Annotated in this window: 15 protein-coding genes and 1 tRNA gene; 5 read left to right on the top strand and 11 right to left on the bottom strand. The window is 69.5% G+C overall.

Going from position 1 to position 17,406, the window contains the following annotated elements:
* Positions 1–4: 4 nt before the first annotated feature.
* The 7 genes from tmk to PQV94_RS11655 form a co-directional block, all read right to left on the bottom strand.
* Positions 5–676: a dTMP kinase gene (gene tmk / locus PQV94_RS11625; protein ID WP_274285980.1), complete on the bottom strand. Its 672-nt coding sequence runs from the start codon at positions 674–676 to the stop codon at positions 5–7.
* Positions 673–3,402 carry a type I DNA topoisomerase gene (gene topA / locus PQV94_RS11630; protein ID WP_274285981.1) on the bottom strand — a complete coding sequence of 910 codons (2,730 nt, stop codon included), beginning with the start codon at positions 3,400–3,402 and terminating at the stop codon, positions 673–675. The genes tmk and topA overlap by 4 nt, the downstream gene beginning before the upstream one ends.
* Positions 3,403–3,465: 63 nt before the next feature.
* On the bottom strand, positions 3,466–3,801 hold the full coding sequence (locus PQV94_RS11635; protein ID WP_274285982.1) for a helicase: 336 nt from the start codon (positions 3,799–3,801) through the stop codon (positions 3,466–3,468).
* Positions 3,801–4,133, bottom strand: coding sequence for a TadE family type IV pilus minor pilin (locus PQV94_RS11640; protein WP_274285983.1), 333 nt, complete (start codon positions 4,131–4,133; stop codon positions 3,801–3,803). The genes PQV94_RS11635 and PQV94_RS11640 overlap by 1 nt, the downstream gene beginning before the upstream one ends.
* The gene (locus PQV94_RS11645) at positions 4,130–4,348 is read right to left on the bottom strand and encodes a DUF4244 domain-containing protein (RefSeq protein WP_274285984.1); all 219 of its coding nucleotides are present in this window, start codon (positions 4,346–4,348) and stop codon (positions 4,130–4,132) included. The genes PQV94_RS11640 and PQV94_RS11645 overlap by 4 nt, the downstream gene beginning before the upstream one ends.
* A gap of 41 nt (positions 4,349–4,389) precedes the next feature.
* Positions 4,390–5,271 carry a type II secretion system F family protein gene (locus PQV94_RS11650; RefSeq protein ID WP_274285985.1) on the bottom strand — a complete coding sequence of 294 codons (882 nt, stop codon included), beginning with the start codon at positions 5,269–5,271 and terminating at the stop codon, positions 4,390–4,392.
* Positions 5,262–6,302 carry a TadA family conjugal transfer-associated ATPase gene (locus tag PQV94_RS11655; RefSeq protein WP_274285986.1) on the bottom strand — a complete coding sequence of 347 codons (1,041 nt, stop codon included), beginning with the start codon at positions 6,300–6,302 and terminating at the stop codon, positions 5,262–5,264. The genes PQV94_RS11650 and PQV94_RS11655 overlap by 10 nt, the downstream gene beginning before the upstream one ends.
* Positions 6,303–6,704: 402 nt before the next feature.
* Here PQV94_RS11655 and acs point away from each other — a divergent pair, with 402 nt between their 5' ends.
* Positions 6,705–8,678: an acetate--CoA ligase gene (acs, locus tag PQV94_RS11660; RefSeq protein ID WP_274285987.1), complete on the top strand. Its 1,974-nt coding sequence runs from the start codon at positions 6,705–6,707 to the stop codon at positions 8,676–8,678.
* Between the two features lie 56 nt (positions 8,679–8,734).
* Here acs and PQV94_RS11665 read toward each other — a convergent pair whose 3' ends face one another.
* From PQV94_RS11665 to PQV94_RS11680, 4 genes are read right to left on the bottom strand one after another with little or no spacing between them, the layout of a single operon-like run.
* Complete coding sequence (locus tag PQV94_RS11665) at positions 8,735–9,145, bottom strand: hypothetical protein (RefSeq protein ID WP_274285988.1); 411 nt, start codon at positions 9,143–9,145, stop codon at positions 8,735–8,737.
* Positions 9,142–10,209 carry a hypothetical protein gene (locus PQV94_RS11670; protein WP_274285989.1) on the bottom strand — a complete coding sequence of 356 codons (1,068 nt, stop codon included), beginning with the start codon at positions 10,207–10,209 and terminating at the stop codon, positions 9,142–9,144. The genes PQV94_RS11665 and PQV94_RS11670 overlap by 4 nt, the downstream gene beginning before the upstream one ends.
* 23 nt (positions 10,210–10,232) lie before the next feature.
* Positions 10,233–10,703: a RidA family protein gene (locus PQV94_RS11675; protein ID WP_274285990.1), complete on the bottom strand. Its 471-nt coding sequence runs from the start codon at positions 10,701–10,703 to the stop codon at positions 10,233–10,235.
* Entirely contained in the window at positions 10,700–10,924 is a 225-nt protein-coding gene (locus PQV94_RS11680) for a hypothetical protein (RefSeq protein WP_274285991.1), read from the bottom strand. The genes PQV94_RS11675 and PQV94_RS11680 overlap by 4 nt, the downstream gene beginning before the upstream one ends.
* Positions 10,925–11,031: 107 nt before the next feature.
* On the opposite strand from PQV94_RS11680, the gene PQV94_RS11685 reads away from it, so the two are divergent.
* From PQV94_RS11685 to PQV94_RS11700, 4 genes are all read left to right on the top strand, one after another.
* Positions 11,032–13,557 carry a transglycosylase domain-containing protein gene (locus PQV94_RS11685; protein ID WP_274285992.1) on the top strand — a complete coding sequence of 842 codons (2,526 nt, stop codon included), beginning with the start codon at positions 11,032–11,034 and terminating at the stop codon, positions 13,555–13,557.
* On the top strand, positions 13,554–14,489 hold the full coding sequence (locus tag PQV94_RS11690) for a metallophosphoesterase (protein ID WP_274285993.1): 936 nt from the start codon (positions 13,554–13,556) through the stop codon (positions 14,487–14,489). The genes PQV94_RS11685 and PQV94_RS11690 overlap by 4 nt, the downstream gene beginning before the upstream one ends.
* Positions 14,490–14,592: 103 nt before the next feature.
* Positions 14,593–17,061 (top strand): hypothetical protein, encoded by a 2,469-nt coding sequence (locus tag PQV94_RS11695; protein ID WP_274285994.1) that lies wholly within the window; start codon positions 14,593–14,595, stop codon positions 17,059–17,061.
* A 54-nt stretch (positions 17,062–17,115) separates the two neighbouring features.
* A tRNA-Pro gene (locus tag PQV94_RS11700) sits at positions 17,116–17,189 on the top strand.
* Positions 17,190–17,406: the final 217 nt, after the last annotated feature.

Raw genomic sequence — 17,406 nt, forward strand, 5'->3', positions numbered from 1 at the left:
CAGCCTATCCGCGGCCGTCGACGCTCCCGTCGGCGTCCACAGGAGGCAGCAGGCTCGCGACGCGCGCGCGGATGGTCGCGGCGATCTCCTCGACGCCCGCGGCCGCATCCACCACGAGGAATCGCTGCGGCTCGCCGGCGGCCAGGTCGAGGAAGGCGGCGCGCACCCGCGCGTGGAACTCGTCCTTCTCCGCCTCCAGCCGATCGAACGGCTTGTCGGCGGCGTCGAGGCGGGAGCGTGCGGATGCGGGATCGAGATCCAGCAGCACGGTCACGTCGGGCAGAGCGCCTCCCGTCGCCCAGAGCGACAGCTGGCGGATCTCCCCCGCATCCAGCACGCGTCCGGCACCCTGGTAGGCGACGGACGAGTCGAGATAGCGATCCTGCACGACGATCTCACCGCGGGCCAGCGCGGGTCGCACGAGCGTTTCGACGTGCTGGGCGCGATCTGCCGCGTAGAGCAGCGCCTCGGCCCGCGCGGCGACCTCGCCCCGGTGATGCAGCACGATGTCGCGTACCAGCACACCGACCTCGGTTCCGCCGGGCTCCCTGGTGCGCACGACCGTGCGACCGGACTCACGCAGCCACTGTTCGAGGAGCGTTGCCTGCGTGGTCTTTCCCGAGCCGTCGCCACCCTCGAAGGTGATCCACAGACCCGACGGCGTCGTCTCTGTCACTTCTTCGCGGGCGTCTTGCGGGTGGTCGTCTTGCGCGCCGACGTGCGCTTGGGCGCGGGGCCCTTGGCGCGCTTGTCGGCGAGCAGCTGCTTCGCCCGCTCGAAGTCGACGTCGTCGACGGTCTCGCCGCGCGGGATGGTCGCGTTGGTCTCGCCGTCGGTGACGTAGGCGCCGAAGCGGCCGTCCTTGATCTTGATCGGCTTGCCGCTGACCGGGTCGGCGTCGAACTCCTTGAGAGCGCTGGATGCGCGCCGGGCGCCGTACTTGGGCTGCGCGTAGCGCTCGAGCGCCTCCTCGAGGGTGATGTCGAAGATCTGCTGCTCTGAGTCGAGTGAGCGCGAGTCGGTACCCTTCTTCAGATACGGGCCGTAGCGGCCGTTCTGGGCGGTGATCTCCTCCTCGGTCGCCGGGTCGACGCCGACGACGCGCGGCAGTTCGAGGAGCTTGAGCGCGGTGTCGAGATCGACGGTGTCGACCGACATGCTCTTGAACAGCGAGGCGGTACGGGGCTTGGGTGCGGCTTCCTTCTTGGCGCCGCGCTTCTTGGGCGCTTCCGCGACCTCACCGGTCGCCTCGTCCACCGCATCCGGGTCGACGGGGTCGACTTCCTGCACGTAGGGACCGAAGCGGCCGTCCTTGACGACGATGAGCTTGCCGTTGTCGGGGTTCTCGCCCAGCACGCGGTCGCCGGCGATCGGGGCGTCGACGAGCTCCTGCGCCTTCTCGGCCGTCAGCTCGTCGGGTGCGAGGTCGTCGGGGATGTTGATGATCCGGGGCTTGGCCTCGGGGTCTGCGGGGTCGACGACCTCGAGGTACGGACCGTACTTGCCGAAACGGAGGGTCGCGGTGTCGGTGATGCGGGTCGCGTTGAGCTCGCGCGCATCGATGTCACCCAGGTTGTCGACGATGTGGCGGAGTCCGACGTGGTTCTCCGAGCCGAAGTAGAACTCGCGCAGCCACTGTTCGCGCCGCTGCTCGCCGCGGGCGATCGCGTCGAGGTCGTCCTCGAGCGCGGCGGTGAAATCGTAGTCGACGAGGTCGGAGAAGTGCTGCTCGAGCAGGCGCACGACGCTGAAGGCGAGCCAGCTGGGAACGAGCGCCTGACCGCGCTTGGAGACGTAGCCGCGATCGAGGATCACGTCGATGATGCTGGCGAACGTGGAGGGACGGCCGATGCCCTTCTCCTCCAGCGCCTTCACGAGACTCGCCTCGGTGTAGCGCGGCTTCGGCGAGGTCGAGTGCCCCTTGGGCTCCACCTCGCGCGTGGCCAGCTCGTCCCCCACGCTCAGAGCGGGCAGCGACTGGTCGTCGGCCTTGTCGGCGTCGGCGCGCTTCTCGTCGCGGCCCTCCTCGTAGGCCTCCAGGAAGCCCTTGAAGGTGTAGACGGTGCCGGATGCGGTGAACTCGAGCGCCTTCTGGTCGGCCGTCAGCGACAGGGTCACCGTGGTCGTCTCGTACTTGGCGTCGGCCATCTGGCTCGCCACGGTGCGCTTCCAGATGAGGTCGTACACGCGCTGCTCGTCGCGGTCGAGGTGGGAGGCGACGGATGCGGGCGTGCGGAAGTGCTCGCCCGAGGGACGAATCGCCTCGTGCGCCTCCTGCGCGTTCTTGCTCTTGCTCGCGTAGACGCGCGGGTTGGCGGGCACGGCGCGATCGCCGTAGAGACTCACGGCCTGCTCGCGCGCCGCTTCGACCGCCTGCTTCGAGAGCGAGGTCGAATCGGTGCGCATATAGGTGATGTACCCCTTCTCATAGAGACGCTGGGCCACACTCATCGTGTGCTTCGCGCTCATCGAGAGCTTGCGACCGGCCTCCTGCTGCAGCGTGGAGGTCGTGAAGGGGGCGCGGGGGCTGCGCGTTCCGGGCTTCGATTCGAGCGCGGAGACCTGAGCCGTGCCGACGCTCTCGATGGCCGCGGCCAGTGCGCGCACGTCGTCCTCGGTGAGGACAACGACGGCCTTCTTCAGCTGACCCTTGTCGTCGAAGTCGGTGCCGCGCGCAAGCGGTGCGCCGTCGATGCGGGCAAGGCGCGCGGTGAACGACTGGTCGCCCTTGACGGCCAGCGTCTCGATGTCCCAGTAGCTGGCCGACACGAACGACATGCGCTCGCGCTCGCGGTCGACGACCAGACGGGTGGCCGCGGACTGTACGCGACCGGCACTCAGGGCGGCGCCCTCACGACCGCTGCCGACCTTGCGCCACAGCACGGGTGAGACATCCCAGCCGTAGAGACGGTCGAGCACACGACGGGTCTCCTGCGCGTCCACGAGAGCGAGATCAAGCTCGCGGGTGTTCTCGGCGGCGGCGCGGATGGCGTCCTTGGTGATCTCGTGGAAAACCATGCGCTTGACGGGGACCTTGGGTTTGAGCACCTCGAGCAGGTGCCACGCGATGGCTTCACCCTCGCGGTCTTCATCGGTGGCGAGCAGGACCTCGCTCGCATCCTTCACCGCCCGCTTGAGTTCCGCCACGGTCTTGGTCTTGCGATCGTTGACCACGTAGAAGGGGTCGAAGCCGTTGTCGACGTCGATCGAGTACTTGCCGTACGCGGCCTTCTTGTCGGCCGGAATGTCCTTCTTGCTCGCGAGGTCGCGGATGTGCCCCACGGAGCTGAGCACCTCGTAGTCATCACCCAGGTAGCCCTGGATCGAGGTCATCTTGGTCGGCGACTCGACGATCACGAGCGTCTTACCGCTCTTCGTCGTGGTCTGAGAACCCTTTGCCAACGGTGGTCCTTTCGTCGCTGTCACCATACACACCTCGGGACGGTGGTCGGCTGGAGGGCCGGTTCACCCGTCGCCGCGCGGCTCGGGCGCGGGACCCGCGCGGGCTGCGGCCTGGGCGGGGAACGGACCGAAGGCGCTGCTGAGGCGCACGGTCGCGATGAGACCCTCCACCTCGCAGGATACGACCTCTGCGGATGCCGTGGCTGCGAGCTGGGCGGCGCGCTCGCACGGGACGCCCGTCACAGCGCCGGATGCGGCATCCGCCGCGGCGAGCGCGGCCGCATCCGTTGCTGCCGATAACTGCTGCGCATGCACGCTCGCGGCGCCGACCACGCCGAGGCCGGCCACGAGGACGGCAAGCGCACCGATCGTGCCCACCGTCGCCGCTGCCCCGGGCATCAGCGTCCGCCCGACAGTGCGCACGAGCGCGCACTGAGCGAGATCGCGGGCAGCGGCGCAGGGGCCGAGGCCGTCACGCACACGAGGTCACCCTCCTCGCCGATTGTGCCGCTCGCGCCCGAGACGGCGCGGGAGAGGAGGCCGAGCGCCCGCGCGGCGTCCTCCCCGCGGGCCGCGAGCCGCGCCGCATCCGCGGCGGCGTCCTGCAAGCGCACCTGGGCGGATGCGGTGGCGAGCCCGCCGATGCCGAGGGTCAGCACCAGCAGCACTGCCGGCACGGCGACCGCGAACTCCGCCGCGGCCGAGCCGCGATCGCCGAGCCGGGGTCTCATTCGACCGTGAGCGCGCGGCGCACGAGATCCTCCAGGATCCCGCGCACCTCATCGGATCGCATGATGACCACGAGAAGTCCCGCGAAGGCGACGGCGGCCATCGTCGCGATCGCGTACTCGGCCGTCGCCGCTCCGGACTCATCGCCGAACAGCTCCGCCGCACGGCGGCGGGTGAGAGCCGGGAGCCGGCCGTGGGCTCTGGCGGTGGGTGTCATGTGTTGCTCCTCTCTTATGGGCACCGGCGGTGGGCACGCGGTCACAGCGGGAGTGCGGATGTGCCGAGCACGCTCATGAGCATCGGCGCCACCCCCAGCAGCAGGAAGGCGGGAAGGATGCAGACACCCAGCGGCAGCAGGAGCGCGGCGCCGAGTCCGGCCGCCCGCATCCGACCGTCCGTGCGGGCGCGGTGGCGCGCGAGGGATGCTCCCGCGCGGAGGAGCTCGACGGCGGGGACGCCGGCGGAGCGCGAGAGCTCCAGCAGTGCGTCGAGTCCCTCGTCGGCGGTCTCGACCTCGGGATCAGCCAGCGCCCGGGCGCGCTCGATCGACACGCCGCCGGAGAGCGCGATCGCGACGAGCTCGGCGTGCAGGCCCGGCATCGCGGGAGGCGGTGTCGCGCGGCGGGTGAGCGCACCGGTCCACACGCGGGCCACGAGCATCAGGGCGATGCCCGCGATGAGGCATCCGACACCGACAGGGCTGCCCGTGAGGACGCCGATCGTGTCGAACCCGAGCGCGACGCCCAGGCCGATGGACACGAGCGGCAGCCAGGCCATGAGTCGCGCGGTGGCGGCGGGCTCCGCGAGGGCGACACGCACCTCGTCGCGGCACTCCTGCGCGTCGCGCACCGCTGCGGCGACGGCCCGGAGGCTCTCGGCGAGCGGAGCGCCGACAGCGGTGGCCACCCGCCAGGTCGCGGCCAGCGGACGCCACCTGGCGCCGCGGGCGGCGATCGCACCCGGCAACGGCTGCCCCTGCGTGTGCGCCGCGTGGATGGCGACCGCGTCCGCGTCGCCGGTGGCGGCGAGGAACGCCCAGGCCGAGGCCGGCGAGATGCCCGTGCGCAACAGCACCGAGAGCCGCTGGGCCGCATCCCCCACACCGTCGGGAGCAGGTCGACGCCGTGCGATCAGTCCCATGGGATCGGCTCCATCCCCAGCCGTCCGTCGACCAGGCTCGGACGCGCGATGCCCGCCACGCGCCGCACGCCGCCGCGGTCGCGGGCGACGTGGACCACCACGCCGATCGCGCTGACCACCTGACGCGCGAGCGCGATGTCATCGAGCCCGGCGAGCGCCCCCAGCGCCTCGAGCCGCGCCGGAACGTCGTCGATGCCGTTGGCGTGCAGCGTGCCCGCTCCGCCGTCGTGTCCGGTGTTCAACGCCGTCAACAGCTCGCGTACCTCGGCGCCGCGGCACTCGCCGACGACGAGACGGTCCGGCCGCATCCGCAGCGCTTCGCGCACGAGACGTGCGAGGTCGATGCCGCCCGCTCCCTCGAGGTTGGCTTGGCGCGCCTCGAGCCGGACGTGATGCGGGTGACGGATGCGGAGCTCCGCCACATCCTCGATCGTCACGATCCGCTCGCGCTCAGGAGCGGATGAGAGCAGCGCCGCCAGGAGTGTCGTCTTGCCGCTGCCGGCCGCGCCCGTCACCAGCAGGTTCTCACGGGCCCCGACGAGTCGTTGCAGCGCGCGCTCGGCGCGGGCGTCGAGCATCCCCGCCTCGCGCAGCGCGGTGAGCGATCCGAGGTGCTCACGCGGAACACGGATCGAGATCGTCGTGCCGTCTGCGCTGACGGGCGGAAGCACGGCGTGCACCCGCACGCCTCCGTCGAGGCGCACGTCCACGCACGGCGTCGCATCGTCGATGTGCCGACCGCCCCGTGCGATGAGGCCGGTCGCGATCTCGCGAACCTCGCTCTCCGTCGCATGCCAGTGCGGAACCTGCTCGGCGCCGCGGCCGCGGTCCACGAAGAGGCCGTGCTCGCCGTTGATGAAGATGTCGGTGACCTCGGGGTCGCCGAGATGCACACGCACCGGGTCCCACGCCGCGACCGACAGTGCGCCGAGCGTCAGGGGCGATGTCTCCGGCTCCCTGTCGGCCGCCCGCGTCGGAGCCCCGTCGGATGCGGGCGCTCCGCGCGGCGCGACGACGAAAGGCTGTGGCATGACGACGACGCTAAGCGCGTGCCTGCCGCCGACGCGGTGCACGGTGACGCGCGGTTGAGGAACCGCGGCGGCGAAACGGCTGGGGAGATCAGAGCGCGAGACGCCGCGCACTGCACTCCGGGCAAAGGAAAAGGCGGCATCCCATTGGGGGGTTGGGATGCCGCCGAGCACAGCCCCGCAAATTGGGGGTGATGAGGGCCGTACTCCCCGCCGCGAGGGGCGGGCGCACACGAGCATACGCAACCTCACACCGGCGGCCAAACGGCATGCCGGGCCAATCGGATTGATATATCGGTCTCAGCCGTCCACCTTCTAATGGAGGTATCCGCCCCCGTCCGGAGGGGGCGATGATGTGCGAGACGTCCCGCACGTCATCCCGAACAGCGCGCAAAGGAGCGAGCCATGAGCAGCCAGATCGACCACCTGCTGAACGAGACCCGTCGTTTCGCCCCCAGCGCCGAGTTCGCAGCGAGCGCGGTCGCCACCGCCGAGCTCTACGAGCGGGCGGCGTCCGACCGAGAGGGCTTCTGGGCCGACCAGGCGCGCGAGCTCCTCCATTGGCACATGCCCTTCTCGGAGGTGCTCGACTGGTCGAACCCGCCCTTCGCCCGCTGGTTCGGCGACGGCGAACTCAACGTCGCCTACAACTGCCTCGACCGCCATGTGCTCGCCGGCAACGGCGACCGTGTCGCGCTGTTGTGGGAGGGCGAGCCCGGCGACGAGCGCCGCGTCACGTATGCGGAGCTGACCGACGAGGTCAAGCGCACCGCCAACGTCCTGACGGAGCTGGGCATCGGCGAGGGCGACCGCGTGGCCCTCTACCTGCCGATGATCCCGGAGGCAGTGGCAGCGATGCTCGCCGTGGCGCGCGTGGGCGCCATCCACTCGGTCGTCTTCGGCGGGTTCTCCGCGGACAGCCTTCGCGCACGCATCGACGACGCCGGGGCGAAGCTCGTGATCACCGCGGACGGCGGTTACCGCAAGGGCAAGGTCTCGCCCCTGAAGCCCGCGGTGGACCAGGCCCTCGCCGATCGCGGCTCGGGCGCGCAGGAGACGGTCGAGCACGTGCTGGTCGTGCGCCGTGGCGGCAACGACGTGGACTGGACGCCCGGGCGCGACATCTGGTGGCACGAGGCGGTAGCGGCCGCATCCGCCGAGCACGAAGCCCAGCCGTTCGGCGCCGAGAACCCCCTGTTCATCCTGTACACCTCCGGCACCACCGGAAAGCCCAAAGGAATCCTGCACACGTCCGGCGGCTACCTCACGCAGGCCGCCTACACCCACCGCAACGTGTTCGATCTGCACCCCGAGCGCGACGTCTACTGGTGCACGGCCGACATCGGGTGGATCACCGGCCACAGCTACGTCACCTACGGTCCGCTCGCGAACGGCGCCACACAGGTGATCTACGAGGGCACCCCGGACACGCCGCATCCGGGCCGCTGGTGGGAGATCGTCCAGAAGTACGGGGTCACGATCCTCTACACGGCTCCCACCGCCATCCGCTCGTTCATGAAGATCGGACGCCAGGTGCCGCAGGAGTTCGACCTCTCGTCGCTGCGGCTGCTCGGCTCCGTCGGCGAACCCATCAATCCCGAGGCGTGGATGTGGTATCGCACCGTGATCGGCGCCGAGCGCACGCCGATCGTGGACACCTGGTGGCAGACCGAGACCGGCGCCATCATGATCTCGGCCCTCCCGGGCGTCACCGAGACCAAGCCCGGGTCCGCGCAGGTGCCGCTCCCCGGAATTTCTGTGGACGTCGTCGACGAGTCGGGCGAGGAGGTCGGCAATGACGCGGGCGGACTGCTCGTGGTCACCGAACCGTGGCCCAGCATGCTGCGCGGCATCTGGGGCGACCCGGACCGCTTCGTCGAGACCTACTGGGAGAAGTTCGCCGACCGCGGCTACTACTTCGCAGGCGACGGCGCGCGCCGCGACGAGGACGGCGACATCTGGCTGCTGGGCCGCGTGGACGACGTCATGAACGTCTCCGGGCATCGTCTGTCGACGGCTGAGATCGAGTCCGCGCTCGTGGGCAACGAAGCGGTCGCCGAGGCGGCCGTCGTGGGAGCGAGCGACGAGACCACCGGGCAGGCCGTCGTGTCGTTCGTGATCATCAAGGAGAGCTACCTGCGCGAGCACTCCCCCGAGGGCCTCGCCCAGACCCTGCGGGCCTGGGTCGGCGAGCAGATCGGTCCGATCGCCCGCCCGCGCGACGTCTACATCGTCACCGAGTTGCCCAAGACCCGCAGCGGCAAGATCATGCGGCGTCTGCTCCGCGACGTCGCCGAGGGGCGCGAGGTGGGCGACACGACGACCCTGGCCGACACGATGGTGATGTCCACCATCCAGGCCAAGCTCTCCACGAAGTAGCAGCCGACGAACGAGCCCCGCGTCCTCCATTGGATGCGGGGCTCGTTCGATGGAGCTCAGGGCACGTAGTCCGGGGGCGTGTAGAGGAGCTGCCCGCCGGAGAGCACGAGAACGACGGCGAGCCCGATGAGGGAGGCGCCGATCACAGCCTCACCGGCCCAGAGCACTCCCCTGGCTCGATCGAACCGGCCCGTGGTCGCCACCAGACACAGCGCGAAGCCGGCGATGTGCGCGAAGACCAGCGGCACGATGCCCAGCCACAAGGTCGTCCCCGCCATCGTCGTTCCCGCGGCGAGCGCCTTCGGCTGCTCCGTGCCTTCCTCGAGAGAGGCGAGCGCGAGCAGGAACCAGGCGCCCGTCATCATGAGCACGCCCACGACCGTGAGGAGCCAGAAGAGTGCGGCGACCATGTCGTTGCGCCAGCCGCGCGACGGAATCGGCACTGAGGAGACGGTCGCGGCACTCATAGGACGGATGCGCGCCTGGCCGTGACCCCCACGCGCAGGACCCTCGAGGGGCTTCCGGCGGAGAACAGCGCCAGCGGCGGCAGGTTCGGCGACGGCGTCCGATCCCGCGTGATCGAGTACCGGAGGGGGGCAGCGAGCGAGAGCGCAACGAAGCTCGCGATCAGCTTGTCCAACAGTGAGGTGATGAGATTCGCGATCACGATCGCGAAGGGGAGCACCATGCCGGCGTCGCGGAAGCGCGCGGTGAGGGAGTTCCCGGCGACGTGAGCGCTGAAGCCGCCGTAGACGAGTTCCGTGATCGGGGCGGCGACGATCGTGCAGGCGACGGCGACGACCACGCTGAGCAGCAGGAACCGCGAGAGCGAGCGCCCCCATCCCCAGCGGTGCACGCCATACGCCCAGAGGAGCGCTCCGGCCACCGCGACGGGTGTGAACGGAAGCCCCAAGGTGCTCTGGTTGACGAGCACACCGCCGAGTTGGGTGACGATGGCCGTCGCGACCGCGCACCACGGGCCGAGAGCCAATGCCACGACGGCGGTGCCGACCATGTCCAGGTAGAGCGGGAGGTCGAGCCAGAGGACGACGCGGCCACCCGTCACGTTCAGGAGGACGGCTCCGATCATCACGGCGACGATGAGAGCGACGCGTCGCCCGGCGGGACGAGGCGCGTCGAAACGGAGCACAGATACCGCGCTCACCGGCGGCGCCTCGGCGCCGGATGCCGTCCCCGCACGCGACGAGGGCCGCGGCACGGCCGGCTTGGCCGCGACGCATCGGGCCCGCCAGCCCTCCGCCTCCGCCTCGGACACGCCGAGACTCCGCACGATGTCGACGACGAGCTCCGCGTCGAGACGAGTACGTCCGGGGCGAAAGGCGTCATACACCGTCGAGCGCGACACGGCGACCGAGGAACGCCCGGACCGGTTCGCCCTCAGGCTGGTGATCCGCGCCGCGATCTCTGCGTAGCTCACTCCGCCGGCTTCATGACGCAGCCGCTGGAGCTCCTCCGAGACCGAGATCAAGGTTGCGGCACGCGCAACACGACCGACGCCATCGTCAATCATCCCGCCCCCCCGTTCGTCGCGCTTCAGGCGAGAGTGAAGACGACCTCGACCTCGACGGGGCTGTCGAGCGGCAGCACGGGCACCCCCACGGCGGAGCGGGCATGACGGCCGGACTCACCGAAGATCTCGGCGAGCACGTTGCTGGCACCGTTGATGACGCCGGGCTGACCGGTGAACTCCGGAACCGACGAGACGAAGCCGGTGACCTTCAGCACGCCGGTGAGGCGGTCGACGCCCCCGACGACGGATGCGGCCGCGGCGACGGCGTTGAGCGCCGACTGACGGGCGTAGGTCGCCGCATCCTCCGGCGCCACCAGGCCGTCTGTCTCGCCGACCTTGCCTGTCGCGGGCAGCTGACCCGCGACGAACGGCAGCTGGCCGGCGGTGTGTACGACATCGCCGAAGGCCTTGGCCGGGAGGTAGGAGGCGACGGGCGGGACGACCTCGGGGAGGACGATCCCCAGTTCGGCGAGACGCTCGGTCACGGTGCTCATGCGCTCTCTCCTTCGAACTGACGCGCGGCGACCTGCGCCGCACCGAGACCGGCGTTGGCGGCTGCATCCGTGCCGACCGGGCGCTTGAAGTAGGCGACGAGTCCGCCCTCCGGGCCTTGCACGACCTGGACGAGTTCCCAGCCCTGCTTGCCCCAGTTGTTCAAGATGGCGGCGGTGTTGTGGATCAACAGCGGAGTGGTGAGGTACTCCCAGGTGGTCACGGCGTCTCCCGTTCGTGGGTGAGGACGGGGTCTGAGCCCCGGAAACAGCGGGAACCGGATGCGGCGCCATCGAGTGTTCGCCCAGCATCCTGGCTTACGATCACCCTATGCCCGATAAGAAACGCACGGCCACCGGTGTGCTCTCCGGCCTCGCCGGACTCGTCGGCCTGAGCGTCGTCGCCGGTGTTCTCATCACCGCCACGGTCACGCCCGCGATCGCCGTCACCGGCGCTGCGACATCGCAAGCCATCAAGCTGTTCGACAACATGCCGAACTATCTCGAGATCGACGACATCATGGAGCCGTCGACGATCTACTGGAAAGACGGCTCGGGCAACTACGTCCCGCAGACCTCCTTCTACGATCAGAACCGCTCGCCGGTCACGTTCGACCAGATCGCGACCGTCATGTACGACGCGATCCTCTCCAGCGAAGACCCGCGGTACTACGACCACGGCGGCGTCGACCTGATCGGCACCACGCGAGCCGTGCTCTCGAACCTCGAGGGCGGTGCGAACACGCAGGGCGGTTCGACGATCAGCCAGCAGTACGTCAAGAACATCCTCATCCAGCGCTGCGAGTGGAACGCGCAGAACGAGGACGAGCGCCAGTCCTGCTTCCTCCAGGCGACCGATTCGTCGGGCACGAGCGGCATCGAGCGCAAGCTGCAGGAGATGCGCTACGCGATCGGACTCGAGCAGAAGTACTCGAAGAACGACATCCTGCTCGGGTACCTCAACATCGCCAACTTCGGCGGAATCACCTACGGCATCGACGCCGCCGCCCGTTACTACTTCGGGGTCCCCGCCGCCAACCTGAGCCTCAGCCAGGCCGCAACGCTCGCGGGCATCGTGCAGAACCCGAACACGTATCGCATCGATCAGCCCGATCGCGAGACGAACGGCGCCGCTGACGGCTACGCGCTGACAAAGAAGCGTCAGACGTACGTGCTCGACCGCATGCTCACCGACGGCAAGATCACGCAGGAACAGCATGACGCCGCCGTGGCGGAGCCCATCACGCCGCAGATCACGCAGCCCACCTCCGGCTGCGCGGCGACCGGCGCACCGTACTTCTGTCAGTACGTCGTCTCTGTCGTCAAGAACGACCCCGCCTTCGGCGCCGATGACACCGAGCGCGCGATGAACCTGCGCCGTGGTGGGCTGCAGATCTACACGACGCTCGATCCCGATCTGCAGCACACGGCCACGATCAGCATGCGTGACAACGCACCCGCATCCGTGTCCGGTATCGACTTCGGCGCGGCGACTGTGAGTGTCGAGGCGTCCACCGGCCGCATCCTTGCGATCGCCCAGAACACCAACTTCTCGGAAGAGGCGAACGCGGGCGAAGGCTTCAGCTCGCTCGTCTACGCCGGTAACTCGACATTCGGCAACTCCGGCGGTTTCCAGGCCGGCTCGACATTCAAGCTGTTCACGCTCGTCGACTGGCTCGAACAGGGCCGTTCGGTCAACGAGGTGCTCGATGGCCGGATGCGGGTGTTCAAGAACTTCACGAACTCGTGCACCGGCAACATCGTCAACAACACACCGATCAACAACTTCGGCAAGGTCAATGGCGGCGTGGGAACACCGATGTCGTTCACAGCGCAGTCGTTGAACACCGGCTACCTCGCTATGGCGTCCGAATTGGATATGTGCGACATCGCCAAAGTCGCCAAGAAGATGGGCGTCACCACCGGAGACGGGCGCGACGTCACGATGTCGAACCCGGCGGAGGTCATCGGTGTCGACAACATCTCTCCCCTGGCGATGGCCGGCGCCTACGCCACGATCGCGAACAACGGCACCTACTGCCAGCCCCAGGCGATCGATCGTGTGACGGACGCAGCCGGCAACGAGCTCAAGAAGCCCGATCGCCAGTGCTCCCCCGTGATCTCTCCCCAGGTCGCCGCCACCGCAGCCTACGCATTGCGCGGCGTCATGAACGGTGGCACCGGTGGAGGCGCGAACCCCTACGACGGCACCCAGCTGATCGGCAAGACCGGCACGCACGAGGCGCTGCAGACCTGGATGATCGAGGGAAGCACCCGCGTCGTCAACGCCGCGTGGGTCGGCACCGTGCAGGGCGACAACGACATGTTCGGCCGCGGGCTGCAGAACATCCGCTACACGCTGGCCAAGAACCTGCAACGCACGGCAGACCAGGTCTACCCGGCAGGCGACTTCCCCGACCCGGATCCCAACCTGACCAAGCGCGTGCTCAAAGAGCTGCCGAACGTGCTCGGCCAGACCATCGAGCAGGCGCAGACCACACTGCAGAACGCCGGCTTCGAAGTCACCGTGGGCGACCCCGTCGACTCGGATGCGCCGACGAACATCATCGCCGCGCAGAACCCCGGCGCGGGTCAGGTCGCCGGCGGCACGACGATCACGATCAACCCCAGCAATGGCCAGGGCGCAACCATCCCGGCTGTCAGCGGCAAGGTGCAGGACGCACAGAAGACACTGCAGGATGCGGGCTTCACCTCCATCGCGTTGGGAACGTGCACCCCGGATGACAAGCTTCCGGACAACCAGGCGACGGCGACCGGCACCAACCCCGCCGCCGGTACTGCCGTCAACCGCAGCTCTCAGGTGTTGATCAACTACTCCAAGAAGACCTGTCCTTGACCGGCGGTCCCCGCCGCACCGCCCTCACCGCTCTCGCAGCGGTGGGGGCGGTCGGCGTCGGCGCTGCAGTGTGGGGCACGGGTGTCGAACGGTACCTGTTCACGCTGCGCGAGCACACCCTGCCGATCCTGCCCGCGGGCGCGCGCGTGCTCCGTGTTCTGCACCTGTCCGACGCTCACATGGCACCGTGGCAGCGCCGTAAGCAGGAGTGGATCGCACGCCTCGCGGACCTCGCTCCCGACCTCGTCGTGAACACGGGAGACAATCTCGGTCACGCGGAGGGGCTCGCCGGCATCCGGCACGCCTTCGCGGGACTGCGGGGCGTTCCCGGCGTGTACGTGCACGGTTCGAACGACCTCTACGCGCCGTCGCCCCGCAATCCGCTGCGCTATTTCACGGGACCGTCGAAGGCGCACCGCTCGGCGGAGTCCCTCGACACCGGTGCCCTCGACCGCTTCCTCACCGACGAACTCGGCTGGCACGCGCTCGACAACACCGCGGCGACGCTCGAGGTGGCGGGTTTGCGCATCGATGCCTTCGGCGTGAACGATGCCCACCGCCGCTGGGACGACCTTGCCGCTGTTGTGTCGAAGCGGGCCGAACAGCGCGCGACCGGCGACGCGGACCTCGTGCTGGGCGTGACGCACGCGCCGTACCGGCGAGTTCTCGATGCCTTCGTCGACCTCGACGCCGATCTGCTGCTGGCGGGACACACGCACGGCGGCCAGGTGCGCATCCCGTTCTCCTCGAAGGCGCTCGTCGCGAACTGCGACATCCCGCTCGACCAGGCCCGCGGCCTCAGCACGTGGACGCACGGCGGGCGCCGTGTGCCGCTCAACGTCAGCGCCGGTATCGGCCACTCGATCTTCGCGCCCGTGCGTTTCGGCTGCCGCCCCGAGGCCTCGTTGCTGACGCTGGTGCCCGCGCCCTGACCACGGCTCTCCGGCTCTCCACAGCCGGACGCGGTGCGCGCGCCCTCCCCCGTTCGCCGGTATCGCCCGACGCTGGACGGAGGTGCCGCCGAGCATCGGGGACATGAAACGTGTGCTCGCCGCTCTCCTCGTCCTCGCCGCTGCCGTCGTCGCCGCCGTGGTGTCGATCATGCCCGCATCCGCGGCCTCTCCGGGAACGGGGTTCGGTGAATGGGCGAGTTCCACCCGCTACGGCTGGCACGGCTCGATGGCGATCAACGGCATCCACACCTACTGCATCTTCCCCGGGCGGCCGCTCCCCACCGGCGACAGCGTCGACAACGGTCTGAGTCCGAATGCCGCGGGCCTCGACCCGCAGCGGCTCACCGCGATCAACATGCTCGTCTCGACCTATGGCCAGACCGAAGACCCGGTGCAAGCCGCGGCGGTCGCCTGGGCGGTCAAGGCGATCGCCAACTGGAACGAATCGCTGCACCACTTCGGCTACCCCGGTGATTCCCTGCAGGGCGCGATCGACTGGGTGTTCCGTCATGTCGCCCCCGACCACAACGGAGCGGTGCAGAATCTCGCGGCCGCCTACTACGCGGAGGCGATGGCCCTGCCGGCAGGACAGATGACAGCCACCGGGTCGCTGCAGTTCGCGACGGATGCGGCCGCTCCGCTACGTGGCACGGTGACCGCGGTTGCGGATGCTGCGGGCGCACGCGGGCGGATCACGCTGCAGAACGCGGTGTTCGCCGACACCGGCTCCGCGACCCGGGACGACGCCGAGATCGGCGTGGCCTACGACATCCTCGCGGCCGCTCCCGCCGGAGGGACGCGATTCCGCGTCTCCGGCCAGGGGCAGTTCATCGGCGGTTTCCTCCCGGTCGTGCGGCACTTCACCACGGCCGGCGGCCAGGACACGGCAGGGCCGGGCGGCCGCCTCGAGTTCCCGCTCGAGGGCGCCGACGAGCAGGAGCGCGACACGACGTTCGACCCGATCGTCACGACGCAGGTGATCTCGCGCTACATCCCGGGCGGTGCCTACGTCGACGACGTGACGTTCGCCAGCGCCCGCGGCGCCTGGGGTCGCACGGCCGACGGCGGCTACCTTCCCGTGAGGGCGACCGCGACGCTGTACCGCACCGAGACGGAGCCGCAGCTCACGGATGCTCCCCCCACCGGCGCAGAGGAGGTCGCCTCGCTCGAGGTGACCACCGACTCCACCATCGGACCGACCGCCCCCTACCGGGTCGAGTCTGCCGAGCCCCTGCCGGGTCCCGGCTTCTACACCGCTGTCTGGCGCATCGAGCGATCCCGACAGAGCCCGGAGACCGCCGCGGCGTTCACCGCTGATTACGTCTGGCAAGAGCGCTTCGGGGTGCAGAGTCAGATCACGATGGTTCCGCAGATCTCATCCATAGCCGACCCACTCGTCGCCGTCGGCGACCGCATGTCCGACGAGGTGATCGTCGCGGCGCCTCTGCCCGCGACGGGGGTTCTCGTGACCGCGTCTGTGTTCCGCGTTCCCGACGGCATCGCGGCGACGGATGCCTGCACGGCCGACAACCTTGTCTGGCAGGGACCTGAGCAACCGATGCGCGTCACGGAGCCGGGATCGGTGCGCGTCACCGGGCCCGTGGTTCCCGACTTCGGCACGTACGTCTGGCGCGAACGCGCGACCGACATCGAGGGCCGGCTCATCCACGAGGGGGCGTGCGGCGTCGAGAGCGAGACGACCCGCGCTCCCGTGCCGACGGTGTCGACGCGAGCGGTCGGCTCCGTGGGGCTCGGAGGCGCTGCGGTCGACACGGCCGTGGTCGAGGGTCTCGTCCCGACGTCGGGCACCACGTGGTTGAGCTTCGAGGTGTTCCGGGCCCCCGAGGGTGCCGCTCCCGCGGACGCGTGCACGACAGAGACGCGTGTCGCCGAGACATCCGCGTCCCCCGTCGCCGTCACAGCCGCGGGCGAGTACGCCTCCCCCGCAGTGCGCCTGCACGACACAGGAGTGCACTACTGGATCGAGTCGCTCTGGCACATGCCGGTCGATGGCGAGGCTCGGCTGCTCGCTCGCGGATCCTGCGGGCTAGCGGAGGAGACCACGCTCGTCGAGCGGCCCGCCGTCGTCACTCGCGCGGTCGAACACGCGGGCGTCGGAGACCCCTTCTTCGACCGGGCCATCGTCACGGGGCTCGGCGAGGGCGTCGACGCGCAGCTGGTGTTCTCTGTGTTCCACAACGAGCCCGGCACCGCGCCCCGCTGCGACTCCGAGACCCTCGAGCATCGGACGGCTCCGGTGGCGGTGTCCGACTCCGGAGAGTACGTCTCCCCCGACGTCACGTCGGATGAGCAGGGGACGAAGCTCTGGATCGCCGAACTCGCCTACCGGCCCTCTCCGGGCGCAGAACCCGTCGTGCTGCACACCGGCACCTGCGGCGAGGAAGGCGAGACGACCTTCGTCGACATGCTGGCGCTCAGCGGCGGACCCTCGATGCGTACGGTCGCGGGGCTCGGCGTCGGCGCGCTCGCCCTCGGGTTCGCAGCCGCATCCGTCGTCGCGTTGCGACGCCAGCGCGAGCAGCGCCTGTGACGCGCCCGCGATTCGGGGAATCGGTCGGGCTGGGGTAGACTCGAACGGTTGCCACGGGGTGTGGCGCAGCTTGGTAGCGCGCTTCGTTCGGGACGAAGAGGCCGCAGGTTCAAATCCTGTCACCCCGACAGCACAGCAGAAGAGGTCGACCTTCGGGTCGGCCTCTTCTTGCATTCCGTCGCACAGCGCTTCTGTCCCGCACGAATCGTTAGCGCTCACATATTGCCCACAAATTCCTTGCGCGGCACCTCGAGCCCGCCCTATGGTCAGTGGCAACCCGAGGTTACCGATGACATCGATGCATCGAGAGACCACGAAGATGTGGGACCCCGCTCGCCCCGAGCG

This window comes from Microbacterium sp. Clip185 (genome assembly GCF_028743715.1).
Classification (GTDB): domain Bacteria; phylum Actinomycetota; class Actinomycetes; order Actinomycetales; family Microbacteriaceae; genus Microbacterium.

Bases quoted from the DNA above. Each gene is read 5' to 3' on its own strand.
- PQV94_RS11635 (WP_274285982.1), bottom strand. From the start codon at position 3,801: ATGCCCGGGGCAGCGGCGACGGTGGGCACGATCGGTGCGCTTGCCGTC.
- PQV94_RS11640 (WP_274285983.1), bottom strand. From the start codon at position 4,133: ATGAGACCCCGGCTCGGCGATCGCGGCTCGGCCGCGGCGGAGTTCGCG.
- PQV94_RS11645 (WP_274285984.1), bottom strand. From the start codon at position 4,348: ATGACACCCACCGCCAGAGCCCACGGCCGGCTCCCGGCTCTCACCCGC.
- PQV94_RS11650 (WP_274285985.1), bottom strand. From the start codon at position 5,271: ATGGGACTGATCGCACGGCGTCGACCTGCTCCCGACGGTGTGGGGGAT.
- PQV94_RS11655 (WP_274285986.1), bottom strand. From the start codon at position 6,302: ATGCCACAGCCTTTCGTCGTCGCGCCGCGCGGAGCGCCCGCATCCGAC.
- acs (WP_274285987.1), top strand. From the start codon at position 6,705: ATGAGCAGCCAGATCGACCACCTGCTGAACGAGACCCGTCGTTTCGCC.
- PQV94_RS11665 (WP_274285988.1), bottom strand. From the start codon at position 9,145: ATGAGTGCCGCGACCGTCTCCTCAGTGCCGATTCCGTCGCGCGGCTGG.
- PQV94_RS11670 (WP_274285989.1), bottom strand. From the start codon at position 10,209: ATGATTGACGATGGCGTCGGTCGTGTTGCGCGTGCCGCAACCTTGATC.
- PQV94_RS11675 (WP_274285990.1), bottom strand. From the start codon at position 10,703: ATGAGCACCGTGACCGAGCGTCTCGCCGAACTGGGGATCGTCCTCCCC.
- PQV94_RS11685 (WP_274285992.1), top strand. From the start codon at position 11,032: ATGCCCGATAAGAAACGCACGGCCACCGGTGTGCTCTCCGGCCTCGCC.
- PQV94_RS11695 (WP_274285994.1), top strand. From the start codon at position 14,593: ATGAAACGTGTGCTCGCCGCTCTCCTCGTCCTCGCCGCTGCCGTCGTC.